A 15,348-nucleotide genomic window follows, 5' to 3' on the forward strand; every position below is an offset into this window, starting at 1 on the left:
ATGCGGCTGAGCGAATTCGATCGCGCCGTCGACGCCGAGTTCGGTGCTCGCGGCCGCGCCATGCTCGACGACCTCGCGCTCGCGCGGGTCGGCTATCGCACCGCAGCAGAAGCGCTCAAGGCCGGCATCTCGACGCGCGACGTCTGGCTCGCGCTCTGCGAGGAAGCCGATGTGCCGCGTGATCGCCGCTACGGCGTCGGACGGCTGGACCCGCGCGATCGGTGACGATGCGCCACGGCGTGTCATCGAAGATTCGTTCGATTCGAACGTAGGCTCCTTCACAACGGGTCTCGGAAGGACGTTGTCCACAATCCGGGTCGATCATCGACGCAATGTCGGAGGTCGCCCATAGCGTGTTCGACGTCACCATGACACCCCGCCTTGTCGCAGTCTCCTCAGCGAGGAGCGCGACAGCCTACAGGCGACACGGATACCGGGAGCGGACAGACCGCCGACGGACGAGGTGCAGAAGGAGCACACCATGCCATCACCCGCAGACCGCGAAAAGGCCCTCGAATCGGCCCTCGCTCAAATCGACCGTCAGTTCGGAAAGGGCTCGGTCATGCGCCTGGGCAGCGACGAGCGCGCCCCCGTCGAGGTCATCCCGACCGGTTCCATCGCGCTCGACGTCGCGCTCGGCATCGGCGGTATCCCGCGTGGACGCATCGTCGAGATCTACGGCCCGGAATCGTCGGGAAAGACGACCCTCACCCTCCACGCGATCGCGAACGTGCAGCGCGCCGGCGGCATCGCCGCGTTCATCGACGCGGAGCACGCCCTCGACCCCGATTACGCCCAGAAGCTGGGCGTCGACATCGACGCACTGCTCGTGTCGCAGCCTGACACGGGCGAGCAGGCACTCGAGATCGCAGACATGCTGATCCGCTCGGGCGCCATCGACCTCGTCGTGATCGACTCCGTCGCCGCGCTCGTGCCCGAGGCTGAGATCAAGGGTGAGATGGGCGACTCGCACGTCGGTCTGCAGGCCCGCCTCATGTCGCAGGCGCTGCGAAAGCTCACCGGTGGCCTCAACCAGACCAAGACGACGGCGATCTTCATCAACCAGCTGCGCGAGAAGATCGGTGTGTTCTTCGGTTCGCCCGAGACAACCGCCGGCGGAAAGGCGCTCAAGTTCTATGCCTCCGTGCGCATGGATATCCGCCGTATCGAGACGCTCAAGGACGGCACCGACGCGGTCGGCAACCGGACCCGTGTGAAGGTCGTCAAGAACAAGATGGCCCCGCCGTTCAAGCAGGCCGAGTTCGACATCCTCTACGGTGTCGGCATCTCCCGCGAAGGCAGCCTGATCGACTTCGGTGTCGAGCACGGCATCGTCAAGAAGTCGGGCGCCTGGTACACCTACGAGGGGGAGCAGCTCGGGCAGGGCAAGGAGAACGCCCGCAACTTCCTCATCAAGAACGACGACATCGCCGCCGAGATCGAAGGCAAGATCAAGCAGAAGCTCGGCATCGGCCAGCCTCGACCCGCCGCCGCCGACGGGCCGGTCTCCGACGAACTGGCTGCCCGTCGCCCGGCATGATCATGACGGACGACATGCGGGGCGAGGGCACGGAGCGATCCGCTGACCTCGCCCCGGTCATCCCGCTGTTCGGCGCCACCGACGACCGTGCAGCGGCCCGCCGTGCGGTGACGCAAGAGCCGTCAACGGTCGAATCTGCACCCGACTGGCACGCGACCTGGATCGACGACGAGCGGCCAGGCATCGACAGCGAAGCTGCCGTCGATGCCGAGAAGCGCCTCCTCAAGCGACTGCGCACGCGATCGCTCTCCATTCGCGAGGCGCGGGCCGTGCTGGCCGAATCCGAGCTCGATCCCGAGACGTCGGACGCACTCATCGAGCGCGCGGAACGCAACGGCTACCTCGACGATGCGCGGCTCGCGGAGCAGCTCGCGCATGCGGCGACCGAGCGCAAAGCGCAGGGGCGCCAGATGATCGCGCAGACGCTCTCCTCTCGCGGCATCCCGCGTGAGATCGTCGACGCCGCGCTCGGCACCCTCCCCGACGACGAGGCGGAGCGCGCCCTCGAGTTCGCCCGCAAGAAGGCGTCCGGGCTTGGTGATCTCGAGCGCGACGTCGCCCTCCGGCGACTGTCAGGGCAACTCGCACGCCGTGGCTACGGAGCAGTCGCGCTCTCGGCGGCTCGACAGGCGCTCGATGAAGTGTCCTCGCCTCGGTCGCGGGTCAGATTCGACTGACGCACACGGTCAGCGCGAGCGCGGCCGTGTGCAGGTGCGGCTCGTAGAATGGTGCGATCATGACTTCCCCGTCCGCATCCCCGACTCTGATCGCGCCGTCGTCGGCAGCCGTCACCGCAGACGGCCGTGCACGCACCTATGAGGTGCGCACCTTCGGCTGCCAGATGAACGTCCACGATTCCGAACGACTCTCCGGTTCGCTCGAATCGGCCGGCTACGTTCGCGCCGAAGCCGACGACGAGGCCGACGTCATCGTCATCAACACCTGCGCCGTCCGCGACAATGCGGCGGGCAAGCTCTACGGCACCCTCGGGCACCTCAAGTCGCGCAAGGACAAGCACGACGGGATGCAGATCGCCGTCGGTGGGTGCCTCGCGCAGATGGACAAGGACGCCGTCCTCGACAAAGCGCCGTGGGTCGATGTGGTCTTCGGCACGCACAACATGGGTTCGCTCCCGGCCCTCCTCGAGCGCGCTCGCCACAATGGCGACGCCGAACTCGAGATCCTCGAATCCCTCGAGGTCTTCCCGTCGACGCTGCCCACCAAGCGTGACTCCGTCTACAGCGGGTGGGTGTCGATCTCGGTCGGCTGCAACAACACCTGCACGTTCTGCATCGTCCCGAGCCTGCGCGGCAAGGAGAAGGATCGCCGTCCTGGCGACATCCTCAGCGAGATCCGACTGCTCGTCGACGACGGCGCCCTCGAAGTCACCCTTCTCGGACAGAACGTCAACAGCTACGGCGTCGAGTTCGGCGACCGTCAGGCGTTCGGCAAGCTGCTGCGCGCGGCAGGGCAGATCGATGGGCTCGAGCGCATCCGCTTCACGAGCCCCCACCCAGCCGCCTTCACCGACGACGTCATCGACGCGATGGCCGAGACCCCCGGCGTCATGCCGCAACTGCACATGCCGCTGCAGTCCGGATCCGACCGCATCCTCAAGGCGATGCGCCGCTCATACCGCAGCGAACGGTTCCTGGGCATCCTCGACCGGGTTCGCGAGCGCATTCCGCACGCCGCGATCACCACCGATATCATCGTCGGCTTCCCCGGCGAGACCGACGAGGACTTCGAAGACACGATGCGCGTCGTCGAGCAGGCACGGTTCGCGAGCGCGTTCACGTTCCAGTACTCGATCCGTGAGGGCACGCCCGCAGCCACGATGCCCGACCAGGTGCCCAAGGCCGTCGTGCAGGAACGGTACGAGCGGCTCGTCGCGCTGCAGGAGCGCATCAGCCTCGAAGAGAACCAGCGTCAGATCGGTCGTGAACTGCAGGTGCTCGTCTCGACCGGCGAAGGCAAGAAGGATGCCGAGACCCACCGCCTCACCGGGCGCGCCGAAGACAACCGTCTCGTCCACTTCGAAGTGCCCGCCGGTTCAGAGATCCCGCGGCCGGGCGACATCGTCTCGGTCACCGTGACCCACGGCGCGCCGTTCCACCTGCTCGCCGACAGTACCGACGGCGCCCCGCTGCGCATCCGTCGCACGCGCGCCGGCGACGCGTGGGATCGCTCGCAGGCGGAATCCTGCGCGGTGCCGACACCGGCGGGCGACGGCGGCGGCGCCGTGTCGCTGGGGCTTCCCACGCTGCGTCTTCGCGGACAGTGAGCGCAGCCCCGCGGCTGTGGGCCGTGGTCGGGGCGACCGGCACCGGAAAGACCGCGCTCTCGCTCGACCTGGCCGAGCACCTCCGCGCGACCGGGCGCGGAGCCGAGATCGTCAACGCCGACGCGATGCAGCTGTATCTCGGCATGGAGATCGGCACGGCCAAGCTGCCGGTTGATGAGCGCCGCGGCATCCCGCATCACCTCTTCGACGAGCTCGACGTCACTGAAGAAGCCGCCGTCGCCGCCTATCAACTGCGTGCCCGCACCGTCGTCGCCGACATCTTCGGCCGCGGCGCCGACGCGATCCTGGTCGGCGGCTCGGGGCTGTACGTCTCAAGCGTCGTGTTCGACTTCCGGTTTCCGCCGCACGACGACGACCTGCGCGCGCAGCTCGAGGCCGACCTCGAGCGTGACGGGCCCGGCGCGCTCCTCGCCCGGCTGCGGGACATCGACCCGACGACCGCGGCCCGTGTGGATCCGAGGAACGGGCGGCGCATCGTGCGGGCGCTCGAAGTCGCCCTCGCCGGTGGCGAGAATCACGGTGCGGCGCTGCCTGCAGAGCCCACGCTCTGGCGCCCCGACACTCGCATCGTCGGCGTCCACGTCGACCGTGCCGACCTCGTCGTGCGGCTCGGTGCGCGCGTCGAAGGCATGTGGCGCGCCGGGATCGTCGCCGAAGCCGCTGAACTGCGCGCACGCGGACTCGATGACGGCGTCACCGCCCGCCGCGCCATCGGCTACGCGCAGGCGCTCGCGCAACTCGACGGCACACTCGACCAGACCGAGGCGATCGCCCAGACCCAGGCGCTCACCCGCCGCTACGCGCGCCGGCAGGTGTCGTGGTTCAAGCGGTACCCCGGCATCCAGTGGGTCGGCCCGGATGCCGATGTGGCGGCTCTGGCGGACTCGTCGGCATGAGCCCGACGATCCGGCCCTTCGACATCGCCGATCGAGCATCGTCTCGTGGAAGCGGCGGAGGAGCGGCCGCTCGAGATGACCTGGAACACCGGCAAGCGACTCATCGCCGACTGACCCGGTGGTGCCCGCCTAGAATCGACGGGTGTCCACCATCGCGTTCACCAAGGGCCACGGCACCGGCAACGACTTCGTCATCATCGCCGACCCCGATGGCGAGTTGACCCTCAGCGACGCCCAGGTCGCCGTCCTCACCGACCGCCGGTTCGGCATCGGCGGCGACGGCATCCTTCGCGTCGTGCGGTCCGGCGCGCTCTCCGAGGGCGCTTCGACGCCCGACGCCGAGTGGTTCATGGACTACCGCAACGCCGACGGCTCGGCCGCCGAGATGTGCGGCAACGGCATCCGCGTGTACGCCAAGTACCTCGTCGAAGCGGGACTGGTCGACCTCGCGGTGGGTGAGGCCGTCGTCATCGGCACCCGCGCCGGCACGAAGGCCGTCACCCGCACCGACGCGGGCTTCGAGGTCGACCTCGGCGTCTGGCGCGCCGACGACGCCGACGTGCTCGTGCGCGCCAAAGGGCTCCCGGTCGCGCGCCCCGGCCAGGGCATCGACGTCGGCAACCCGCACGTCGTCGTCGCCCTCTCGAGCGGGAACGAGCTCGAGGGCCTCGACCTCTCGGTCCAACCCATGCTCGACCCGACGCCGGCAGCCGGCGCGAACATCGAATTCGTCGTCCCGGCGGACCCCCTCGTCCACGCGGGCGTGGGCTCGATCCGGATGCGGGTGTTCGAACGCGGCGTCGGTGAGACGCTGTCGTGCGGCACCGGCGTGGCAGCGGCCGCACTCGCCGTGCGCCATTGGGCGGGAAACGCCGCCCCCGACCGCTGGAGCGTCGACGTTCCCGGTGGCCGCCTCGGCGTGCGTGTGGTCACCCACCAAGACGGGGAGCACGTGCTGCTGTCCGGCCCGGCATCGCTCGTGTTCTCCGGCGAGGTCGCACTCGCCTGAACGCACCTGTCAGGGCAGGTCGATGGCCTCGGTGCGGGGCGTGCCGTGGCGCCGAACTTTCAGCACACGGAAGCCGCGTCCGGTGGCTGCGCGCGTCACGCTGTAGCCGCCCTCGAAGGTCGCGGCGAGCCATCGCTGCAGCGAGTCGGACCCCAGGTTGCGCTGCACGACGAGCCACGCGTCGCTGCGTTCGTCCAGCCGGGGGATCCACGTCTCCATGAGGTCGTGCAGCACGCTCTTGCCGACACGGATCGGCGGGTTCGAGCGGATCGTGCGGAACGAGACGTCGACGGGAACATCCTCCGGTCGCACGGCGTTGATGTTGGAGAGCCCGAGTGCGTCGGCGTTGCGGCGCACGAGGTCGAGTGCGCGTTCGTTGACGTCGACGGCCCACACGGTCGCGTGCGGTGACTGCGTCGCGAGCGTGAGCGAGATCGGTCCCCATCCGCAGCCGAGGTCGAGCAGATTGCCGCCCGGCGGCGGCGGGGGCGTGTTCGCCAGCAGCACGGCGGTGCCGGAATCCACGTGGTCGGGACTGAACACCCCGCCCGCGGTCGTCACCTCGATGTCGCGACCGGCGATGGACACACGGATGCGGCGGAGGTGCTCGGCACTGGACGGGGCGGCGCTGAAGTAATGGTCGCTCCCCACGTCAGCGATCGTAGCGGAGCCGCAGGACTCCGCGGGAAGCTAGACTGCAAGGCTCAGCATCGAAAGGACCCCATGACCGACACCACAACCCCCCACAGCACGGACGAGACGCCGGTGGACCCGGTCGATCGTGTGCTCTCGCGCGCCGACGCGCGGTCGGGCGTTCGCGTGTTCGGCGGGGCCCAGGCACTGCAGGACGAGTCGACCGTCGCGTACGGCGACACCGACGGCGAACAGTGGGACCGCGAGGAGCGCGCAGCGCTGCGCCGCGTTCCCGGCCTGTCCACCGAGCTCGAAGACGTCACCGAAGTCGAATACCGTCAGCTGCGTCTCGAGAACGTCGTGCTGATCGGCGTCTACCCGCAGGGGTCGCATGAAGACGCGGAGAACTCGCTGCGAGAGCTCGCCGCGCTGTCCGAGACGGCCGGCGCGGTCGTCCTCGACGGTGTGTTGCAGCGTCGTCCGCATCCCGACCCCGCCACCTACATCGGTCGCGGCAAGGCGGCCGAGCTGCGCGACCTCGTTGCAGCGGTCGGCGCCGACACGGTCATCGCCGACACCGAGCTCGCACCCAGCCAGCGGCGCGCCCTCGAAGATGTCGTGAAGGTCAAGGTCATCGACCGCACCACCGTCATCCTCGACATCTTCAGCCAGCACGCCAAGAGTCGCGAGGGCAAGGCCCAGGTCGAACTCGCCCAGCTCGAGTACCTCCTGCCGCGCCTGCGCGGCTGGGGTGAGTCGATGAGCCGGCAGGCCGGTGGTCAGGTGGGTGCCGGCGGCGCAGGCATGGGCTCGCGTGGCCCGGGTGAGACGAAGATCGAACTGGACCGTCGCCGTATCCGCACCCGCATGGCGCAATTGCGCCGGCAGATCCGCGGGTTCGAGCCGGGCCGTGAGGCCAAGCGTGCCGAGCGCAAGCGCAACACGATCCCTTCGGTGGCGATCGCCGGCTACACCAACGCCGGCAAGTCGAGTCTGCTGAATCGGCTGACCAGCGCGGGCGTGCTCGTGCAGAACGCGCTGTTCGCAACACTGGATGCCACGGTCCGCCGCGCCGAAGCTGCCGACGGTCGCGTGTTCACGCTGACCGACACGGTCGGGTTCGTGCGCAACCTGCCGCACCAGCTCGTTGAGGCCTTCCGGTCGACGCTCGAGGAGGTCGGCGACGCAGACGTCATCGTGCACGTCGTCGACGGTGCACACCCTGACCCTGCGGCACAGCTCGCGACGGTGCGCGACGTGATGGGCGATGTGGGTGCGCGGTCCACGCACGAGATCGTCGTGTTCAACAAGGCCGACCTGCTCGACGATGACACCCGCCTGGTATTGCGCGGCCTCGAACCCAAGGCGCACTTCGTCTCGTCGCGCACGGGCGAAGGTGTCGTCGAGCTTCGGGCGGCGATCGAAGCCGCCTTGCCGCTGCCGGCGGTCGAGGTGCGCGCCCTCGTGCCCTACGACCGGGGCGATCTCGTCTCCGCCGTCCACTCGAGTGGCCACATCGTCTCGACGAAGCACGAGGAGGGCGGCACGGCCGTGCACGCGCACGTCTCCGAGAAGCTCGCCGCAGACCTCGCGCCGTTCGCCGTCGACTGAGCCGGGGTCCGTGGCGCTTCGTCTCGCTGCGCTCGCTCAGCGACCGGGTGGATGCCGTTCCGGTCGTTGAGCGAGGCGCGCAGCGCCGAGACGAAACGGTCAGGCCAGCTCGATCGGCGCCACCCCGGGCGTTTCGAAGCCGAACACCTCGCCGAGGAAGGCGAGTTCGCTCTCGAGCGCGTGCACGATGGTCTCCGCCTTGCGGAAGCCGTGTCCCTCGCCCTCGTACAGCACGTAGGCGTGCGGGATGCCGCGTGCGGCCAGCGCGTCGCGGATGGCCTCGGACTGCGAGGGCGGGACGACGGCGTCGTCGGCGCCCTGCAGCAGCAGGAGCGGCACGCGGAAGCGGTCCGCGCGGCTGAGCGGCGACCGCTCCAGGTAGCGCTGCTCCGCCTCAGGGAGCGGGCCGATGAGACCGTCGAGGTAGCGGGCTTCGAAGTCGTGGGTGTCTTCGGCGAGCATGCGCGCGTCGCCGACACCGTAGCGGCTGATCCCGGCGGCGAACGCGTCGGTCGCGGTCAGCGCGCCGAGGACGGTCCAGCCGCCGGCCGAACCACCCTCGATCGCGATCCGTGCCGCATCCGCACGGCCTTCGGCGGCGAGGCCCTCGGCGGCCGTGGCGACGTCGTCGACATCGACGACTCCCCACTGGCCGCGCAGTCGCTCACGGTAGGCACGGCCGTACCCGGTCGAGCCGCCGTAGTTGACGTCGAGCACGCCGATGCCGCGACTGGTGTAGTAGGCGGTCTTCGTGTCGGCGATCGGGCCGACATGGGCCGTCGGGCCGCCGTGTACGAGCACGACATACGGGGGGAGGGCGCCGTCAGGGGCGGCGTGCGTGGGACTGGTCGGCGCGTAGTCGAACGCGTGCACGTCGCCGTGTCGTCCCGCGAACGTCACCGGGCGCGCCTCGGGAAGCCAGGCCTCCTCGAGACCCGTCGATCCGCCGTGCACGAGTTCGACCGCGCCATCGGCGGCGATCACCCACAGCCCCGTGACCCCCGGGGCGACGCCGGACACGAGCACGCGCTCGCCGTCGCTGTCCTCGATCACGGCGCGTGAGGCGACGGGCACCTCGAGCGCGCGGACGCTGCCGTCGGGATCGATTCGCACGACGGCATCGGCGCCGTTCGTGCGGGTGGCGACGACACCGCCGTCGATCATCGGCGCGTACCAGCGCAGGCCGAGCACCCACAGCCCACCGCCGGTGTCGGCGTCGGCGGGTGCGAACGCCTCGGCATCCGCGAATCCGCCGGCGTCGCTGCGGCGCAGACGTTGCAGGTTCCACCGACCCTGCGGTTCGTCGATCAGCATCAGGTCGTCGTCGACCCACTCGGGCTGCAGTGCGGACGTCGCTCCCGAAGTCACTGCGGCCGGGGCATCGGGCGAGCCCAGATCGCGCACGAACACGCGCGTGCGATCCCAGGGCATGGCCGGGTGATCCCATCCCACCCACGCGAGGCGCTGCCCGTCTGCGGAAAGCGCCGGCTGTGCGACGAAGTCGGTGCCGCCCGCGAGTTCGGCGACCTCGCCGCCCGGGTGGGTCGGGATCGTCACGATCGTGCGGAGCGGAACCGGAACGCCGACGTGGCCCTCCGGCATGCGGGCCGCGGCGTGGTCTTCGCGAATCGCCAGCAGCAGTCCCTGCTGCCACGACAGGCCTCCGTAGCGAACGGCGCCGTCGGTGTCTGCCGTCAACGGCACGGGGTCGGCACCCGGTGCGAACAGCCACACGCGCTGGTCGGTCTTCTCGACGAAGAAGAGTCTGCCGTCGGATGCCGCCGCCCACGACCCGCCGCCGTATTCGTGTACCCGCGAGCGTGCGTTCCAAGGAGCCGGCAGCACCGTCTCGATGTCGCCTGTCACGGTGCGTCGGCGCACGCTGGTGCGCCCTCCCTCTGCGGGAATGCCTTCGCCCCACCAGATCTCATCGCCCACGAACGCGGCGCCGTCGAGGCGCCGCGAGCCCGCTGATGCCTGTGTGGCGGTGAGTGGGGAGGGCCAGGATCCGTATGGTGCTGTCTCGGTCACGCGTCCACGCTACGCCCGCGTGACTGATCGGCGGGCTCGCGGCGCTCGAGTGGCGTCAGACGGTTCGGAGGACCGCCACGACCTTCCCGAGCACGACGGCGTCGTCGCCGAGGATGGGCTCGAAGGCGGAGTTGCGGGGGAGCAGCCAGGTGTGGCCGTCGCGCTGGCGGAACGTCTTGACGGTCGCCTCCTCATCGAGCATAGCCGCGACGATGTCGCCGTTCTCGGCGGTCGCCTGCGAGCGCACCACGACCCAGTCGCCGTCGCAGATGGCGGCGTCGATCATCGAATCGCCGCTCACCTTCAGCATGAAGAGGTCGCCCTTGCCGACGAGCTGACGCGGGAGTGGGAAGATCTCTTCGACCTGCTGTTCCGCCGTGATCGGCACGCCCGCGGCGATGCGCCCCACGAGGGGCACGAGCGCTGCGTCGCCGACCGCCGGTGCGGTGTCGGCCGGGTTCTCGCCGCTGACGCCGGGCAGGTCGATCAGCACCTCCATGGCGCGGGTCTTGCCGGCGTCGCGTCGCAGGTAGCCGCTCAGCTCCAGCTGGTTGAGCTGGTGCGTCACGCTCGACAGCGACTTCAGGCCGACGGCATCCCCGATCTCGCGCATGCTGGGCGGGTATCCATGGTGCGCGATGGAGCGCTGGATCACCTCGAGGATCGCCAGCTGCTTGTCGCTCAGGTTCTTGCGCCGGCGGGTCTGCGGCTTCTCGCTCATGGTCCCGTGCTCCTTCGTCCCGCTCCGATGCTTCTTCGAATGTCGGAGGTCGGTGATGGGGTGTTCTCGTCGAAACGGTATCCGCTGTTTCGCCCACCGATCGGCAGGTGGCCGCGTGTCGCCTTCGATCGATGTCCGATCACACCGGCCACTTGACATCCGACTATATCGAAGATACGTTCGGAAAAGAGATTCGCATCCGGCCCTCCCGGCCGAGTGTCGGATGCGAATCTCTCGACTCCCGAGGAGGACACCATGACCGCCATCGACATCGCAGGCAGCCCCGCATTCCGCACCGTGCCGTCGACGCGGCTGCGGTTGACCGTCCGCGGGCGTCGGGTCCTCGCCGTTCTGGCGTCGCTCCCGGCTGTCGTCGCGCTGAGCATCGCGATCGTCTCCGGCGGTGGCGCGATCGCCACGTCGGTCGACGGTGCACCGGCGGGAGCGTTCGAGATGGTCACGGTCATGCCCGGCGACAGCCTGTGGGCGATCGCCGAGCGGGTCGCTCCCGGGGCCGACCCCCGTGATGTCGTCGATGCGATCATCCGGCTCAACGTGCTCGGTTCCACGCAGCTCGAAGCGGGCCAGTCGCTCGCCATCCCTGCGGAGTATGTCGACTGATAGCCGAAGGCGTCATGCGGCGTCAACCCTCCGCGGCGGCGTCCTAGCATGGGGGAGTGAGCACGAGGATCGATGATCTACCCATCCGTGACGATCTGCGCGGACTGACACCGTACGGTGCGCCGCAGGCGCCACTGCCGGTTGCGCTCAACGTCAACGAGAACACGCATCCGGTTCCCGGCGAAGTCGCGGACGACATCCTCGATGCCGTCGCCCAGGCCCTGCGTGACGTCAACCGCTATCCCGATCGCGAGTTCACGGGGCTCCGCGAGGGATTCGCCGACTATCTCGGGCACGGGCTCACGAGGGACCAGATCTGGGCGGCGAACGGATCCAACGAGGTGTTGCAGCACCTGCTGCAGGCGTTCGGCGGGCCGGGACGAACCGCGTTCTCATTCGCGCCGACGTATTCGATGTATCCGCTGCTGACCCGCGCGACCGGCGCCACCTATGTCGCGGGGACGCGCGAGGCCGACTACTCGCTGGCTCCTGAGGGCGTTGCCGCGCAGGTCGAGGCGGCTCGCCCCGACATCGTGTTCCTGTGCGCACCGAACAACCCGACCGGCTCGCCCGTCGGCCTCGACGTCATCGAGGCCGTCTACGAGGCGACCGAGGGCATCGTGATCGTCGACGAGGCATACCAGGAGTTCGCACCGCGTGAGACCCAGTCGGCACTCACCCTGATGCCCGGGCGTGAACGTCTCGTCGTCTCGCGCACCATGAGCAAGGCGTTCGCCTTCGCCGGCGCGCGTGTGGGCTATCTCGCCGCCGACGCCGCCGTCATCGACGCGCTGCGACTCGTGCGACTCCCGTACCACCTGAGCGCCCTGACGCAGGCGGCGGCATCGGCCGCGCTGCGGCACGCGCCGACCATGCTGCGCATGGTCGACGACATCGTCGGGCAGCGCGACCGCATCTCGGCCACGCTTGAGGCGCTGGATTACACGCCGTACGAGAGTTGGACGAACTTCGTGCTGTTCTCGGGTGTCGACGACCCGGCCGCCACGTGGCAAGCGCTCTACGATCGCGGCATCCTCATCCGCGACGTCGGCATCCCCGGCAGCCTCCGCGTGACGGCCGGCACGGAGCAGGAGACGACGGCATTCCTCGACGCTCTCGCCTCGATAGACTCGGGCGCATGAGCACCCCCGCGCCCCGCACGGCCTCGATCCGTCGCGCGACGAGCGAATCCACGGTCGAACTCGAGTTGAATCTCGACGGGTCCGGTCAGAGCCACATCGACACGACGGTGCCGTTCTTCGACCACATGCTCACCGCATTCGCGAAGCACTCGCTGACCGACTTGACCGTTCGTGCCTCCGGCGACACCGATATCGACGCACACCACACGGTCGAGGACATCTCGATCGTGCTCGGGCAGGCGATCCGCTCGGCGCTCGGAGACAAATCGGGCATCTCTCGCTACGGTGACGCGCTCGTGCCGCTCGACGAGGCGCTCGCGCAGGCCGTCGTCGACATCAGCGGGCGCCCGTACCTCGTTCACACCGGTGAGCCGGCCGGATTCGAGCACCACCTGATCGGCGGCCACTTCACCGGATCGCTCGTGCGTCACACGTTCGAAGCCATCGCCTTCAACGGCGGGCTCACGATGCACGTCATGCTGCTCGGCGGCCGAGACCCGCACCACATCGCCGAGGCGGAGTACAAGGCCTTCGCACGCGCGTTCCGACAGGCGAAGTCGCTCGACCCGCTGGTCGTCGGCATCCCCAGCACGAAGGGTGCCCTGTGACGGAGCAGCACGCGTCGTCGGGGGAGCGACCGCTGGTCGCCGTGCTCGACTACGGCTCCGGCAACGTGCACTCGGTCACCAAAGCGCTCGCGCTGGCCGGTGCCGATGCGCGTCTGACCTCCGACCGTGCTCTGATCCAGGATGCTGCGGGGCTCGTCGTGCCCGGCGTCGGCGCGTTCCGCGCCGTCATGGATGCACTCCGCGAAAGTCGCGGCGACGAACTGATCGAGCGCCGACTGGCGGGCGGCCTTCCGGTGCTCGGCATCTGCGTCGGCATGCAGATCCTGTTCGAGCACGGTGTCGAACGTGGGGTCGACACCGAAGGCATGGGGCAGTGGCCCGGCGCCGTCACCGAGCTCGATGCTCCCGTGCTGCCGCACATGGGCTGGAACACGGTACGCGCCGGTGAAGGATCGACGCTGTTCTCCGGAGTCGAAGACGAACGGTTCTACTTCGTCCACTCGTTCGCCGCCCAGCACTGGACGCTCGACGTCATCAAGCCGTTCCGGCAGCCCGCGCTCACGTGGTGCGACTACGGCACGCCGTTCCTCGCGGCAGTCGAAAACGGTCCGCTGTCGGCCACGCAGTTCCACCCCGAGAAGTCCGGTGATGCCGGCATCCGTGTCCTGACCAATTGGATTGGGTCGCTGCCGCAGGGCTAGTCTCACTCCTTGTGCGCGTCTGGGCGCACCCTCCCGAATCCCCTGGAGCCATGAACGATTTCGCGTCAACCCCTGAACTGATCCTGCTGCCTGCCGTCGATGTCGCCGACGGGAAGGCCGTCCGCCTTACGCAGGGCGCCGCGGGCACCGAGACCAACTACGGGGACCCCGTCGACGCTGCGCTGGCCTGGGCGCGTCAGGGTGCGCAGTGGATCCACCTCGTCGACCTCGACGCGGCATTCGGGCGCGGCAGCAACGCCGGCGTCCTCCGCAAGGTGATCAAGCAGGTGCGTGGGGTCCAGATCGAGCTGTCCGGCGGCATTCGCGACGATGCGACGCTCGAAGCGGCGCTCGAGTCGGGTGCCACGCGCATCAACCTCGGCACCGCCGCCCTTGAGAACCCCGAGTGGGCCGCCAACGTGATCGGCCGCTACGGCGACGCGATCGCGGTCGGGCTCGACGTGCGGGGCACGACGCTCGCGGCGCGCGGCTGGACGCAGGACGGCGGCGACCTGTGGCAGGTGCTCGAACGTCTCGAGGACGCGGGCTGCAGCCGCTACGTCGTCACCGACGTGACGAAGGACGGCACCCTCAAGGGCCCGAACCTCGAACTCTTGCGCGAGGTCGCCTCCCGCACGGCCAAGCCCGTCGTCGCATCGGGCGGTGTCTCGAGCCTCGATGACATCGCTGCGCTGCGCGAGCTCGTGCCGCACGGCGTCGAAGGCGCCATCGTCGGCAAGGCGCTCTACGCGGGCGCGTTCACCCTCGCCGAGGCGCTGGATGTCGCCGGAGGCTGACCACTCCTGCACCCCGGGCGATTCGGCGGGCGTGCCCTGGCAGGGTCGCAGTTTCGAACCGAACCGCCACGCAGACGATGACGGATCGGCCGATCCGGCGCTGCTGGGCGCACTGACCGCCTTCCGAGACGGTTCGGGGGATGCCGGTGCCGTCGTCGACGCGTACCGGTCGGCGCGCCTGCTCATTCCGTTGGTGGCTGAGAAGGGTGATGAGGGGGTCGGGCCGACAGGCCTGCGCGTCGACAAGACGCAGGAGCTCTCGATCGTCACTGTCGCCGCGCCCGACGGCCGCCGCATCCTGCCGGTCTTCTCCTCGGTCGCGGCGATGGCTGCCTGGGACCCTACGGCGCGCCCCGTGCCCGCCGACGGGGTGCGCACCGCGCTCGCTGCAGCCGAAGACGACACCGAGCTGATCGTCCTCGATCCGGGTTCGGCAACGGAGTTCGTGCTGCGCCGTCCCGCCGTGTGGGCCGTCGGTCAGGGCCAGCGATGGGAGCCGGCGCACACGTCGCCCGAGGTGTTCGCGGGCCTGCAACACAGCATCGGCGGCGAGCTCGGCGTGCTCGACCTGTCGGTCGCGCCGGGGGATCCGGCATCCCGGCTCCGCGGTCCCGAGCTGATCGTGCGGCTGCACCTGGTCGACGGTCTCGACGGCGTCGAACTCGACGCGATCCTGCAGCGCCTCGCGGCCCGCTGGGCAGCCGACGACCGCATCGCGTTGCTCGTCGACAGCTTGACCGTCAAGCTTCTCCGGGCCGGCTGACACCAGGGG

General features: G+C 69.4%; 16 protein-coding genes. 13 read left to right on the plus strand and 3 right to left on the minus strand.

The window, feature by feature from the left end; genetic code table 11:
• From AC3ENX_RS10250 to dapF, 6 genes are all read left to right on the plus strand, one after another.
• Complete coding sequence (locus tag AC3ENX_RS10250) at window positions 1–225, plus strand: DUF3046 domain-containing protein (protein ID WP_434811785.1); 225 nt, start codon at window positions 1–3, stop codon at window positions 223–225.
• Window positions 226–481: 256 nt separating this feature from the next.
• Complete coding sequence (gene recA / locus AC3ENX_RS10255; protein WP_434811786.1) at window positions 482–1,540, plus strand: recombinase RecA; 1,059 nt, start codon at window positions 482–484, stop codon at window positions 1,538–1,540.
• Window positions 1,537–2,217 (plus strand): regulatory protein RecX, encoded by a 681-nt coding sequence (locus AC3ENX_RS10260; protein ID WP_434811787.1) that lies wholly within the window; start codon window positions 1,537–1,539, stop codon window positions 2,215–2,217. Before recA ends, AC3ENX_RS10260 begins: the two co-directional genes overlap by 4 nt.
• Before the next feature lie 59 nt (window positions 2,218–2,276).
• Complete coding sequence (gene miaB, locus AC3ENX_RS10265) at window positions 2,277–3,824, plus strand: tRNA (N6-isopentenyl adenosine(37)-C2)-methylthiotransferase MiaB (protein ID WP_434811788.1); 1,548 nt, start codon at window positions 2,277–2,279, stop codon at window positions 3,822–3,824.
• Complete coding sequence (gene miaA, locus AC3ENX_RS10270) at window positions 3,821–4,741, plus strand: tRNA (adenosine(37)-N6)-dimethylallyltransferase MiaA (protein ID WP_434811789.1); 921 nt, start codon at window positions 3,821–3,823, stop codon at window positions 4,739–4,741. The genes miaB and miaA overlap by 4 nt, the downstream gene beginning before the upstream one ends.
• 142 nt (window positions 4,742–4,883) lie before the next feature.
• Window positions 4,884–5,750 carry a diaminopimelate epimerase gene (gene dapF / locus AC3ENX_RS10275; RefSeq protein WP_434811790.1) on the plus strand — a complete coding sequence of 289 codons (867 nt, stop codon included), beginning with the start codon at window positions 4,884–4,886 and terminating at the stop codon, window positions 5,748–5,750.
• A 9-nt stretch (window positions 5,751–5,759) separates the two neighbouring features.
• Here dapF and AC3ENX_RS10280 read toward each other — a convergent pair whose 3' ends face one another.
• On the minus strand, window positions 5,760–6,401 hold the full coding sequence (locus AC3ENX_RS10280) for a class I SAM-dependent methyltransferase (protein WP_434811791.1): 642 nt from the start codon (window positions 6,399–6,401) through the stop codon (window positions 5,760–5,762).
• Between the two features lie 72 nt (window positions 6,402–6,473).
• Between AC3ENX_RS10280 and hflX the strand changes: the two genes are divergently transcribed.
• On the plus strand, window positions 6,474–7,994 hold the full coding sequence (gene hflX, locus AC3ENX_RS10285) for a GTPase HflX (RefSeq protein ID WP_434811792.1): 1,521 nt from the start codon (window positions 6,474–6,476) through the stop codon (window positions 7,992–7,994).
• Window positions 7,995–8,093: 99 nt separating this feature from the next.
• On the opposite strand, the gene AC3ENX_RS10290 is transcribed toward hflX, so the two are convergent.
• The gene (locus AC3ENX_RS10290; protein ID WP_434811793.1) at window positions 8,094–10,025 is read right to left on the minus strand and encodes a S9 family peptidase; all 1,932 of its coding nucleotides are present in this window, start codon (window positions 10,023–10,025) and stop codon (window positions 8,094–8,096) included.
• Window positions 10,026–10,080: 55 nt separating this feature from the next.
• The gene (lexA, locus tag AC3ENX_RS10295; RefSeq protein ID WP_434811794.1) at window positions 10,081–10,746 is read right to left on the minus strand and encodes a transcriptional repressor LexA; all 666 of its coding nucleotides are present in this window, start codon (window positions 10,744–10,746) and stop codon (window positions 10,081–10,083) included.
• A 255-nt stretch (window positions 10,747–11,001) separates the two neighbouring features.
• On the opposite strand from lexA, the gene AC3ENX_RS10300 reads away from it, so the two are divergent.
• Genes AC3ENX_RS10300 through AC3ENX_RS10325 form a run of 6 tightly spaced genes read left to right on the plus strand, consistent with a single transcriptional unit; the run spans window position 11,002 to window position 15,339 of the window.
• On the plus strand, window positions 11,002–11,367 hold the full coding sequence (locus AC3ENX_RS10300; RefSeq protein ID WP_434811795.1) for a LysM peptidoglycan-binding domain-containing protein: 366 nt from the start codon (window positions 11,002–11,004) through the stop codon (window positions 11,365–11,367).
• Between the two features lie 56 nt (window positions 11,368–11,423).
• A complete protein-coding gene (locus AC3ENX_RS10305; protein ID WP_434811796.1) occupies window positions 11,424–12,509 on the plus strand; it encodes a histidinol-phosphate transaminase in 1,086 nt (361 codons plus the stop codon).
• Window positions 12,506–13,117 carry an imidazoleglycerol-phosphate dehydratase HisB gene (hisB, locus tag AC3ENX_RS10310; RefSeq protein ID WP_434811797.1) on the plus strand — a complete coding sequence of 204 codons (612 nt, stop codon included), beginning with the start codon at window positions 12,506–12,508 and terminating at the stop codon, window positions 13,115–13,117. Before AC3ENX_RS10305 ends, hisB begins: the two co-directional genes overlap by 4 nt.
• The gene (gene hisH / locus AC3ENX_RS10315; RefSeq protein WP_434811798.1) at window positions 13,114–13,779 is read left to right on the plus strand and encodes an imidazole glycerol phosphate synthase subunit HisH; all 666 of its coding nucleotides are present in this window, start codon (window positions 13,114–13,116) and stop codon (window positions 13,777–13,779) included. The genes hisB and hisH overlap by 4 nt, the downstream gene beginning before the upstream one ends.
• A gap of 50 nt (window positions 13,780–13,829) precedes the next feature.
• Window positions 13,830–14,576 carry a bifunctional 1-(5-phosphoribosyl)-5-((5-phosphoribosylamino)methylideneamino)imidazole-4-carboxamide isomerase/phosphoribosylanthranilate isomerase PriA gene (priA, locus tag AC3ENX_RS10320; protein ID WP_434811799.1) on the plus strand — a complete coding sequence of 249 codons (747 nt, stop codon included), beginning with the start codon at window positions 13,830–13,832 and terminating at the stop codon, window positions 14,574–14,576.
• Window positions 14,560–15,339 carry an SseB family protein gene (locus AC3ENX_RS10325; protein ID WP_434811800.1) on the plus strand — a complete coding sequence of 260 codons (780 nt, stop codon included), beginning with the start codon at window positions 14,560–14,562 and terminating at the stop codon, window positions 15,337–15,339. The genes priA and AC3ENX_RS10325 overlap by 17 nt, the downstream gene beginning before the upstream one ends.
• Window positions 15,340–15,348: the final 9 nt, after the last annotated feature.

The organism is Microbacterium sp. bgisy189, from assembly GCF_057707225.1.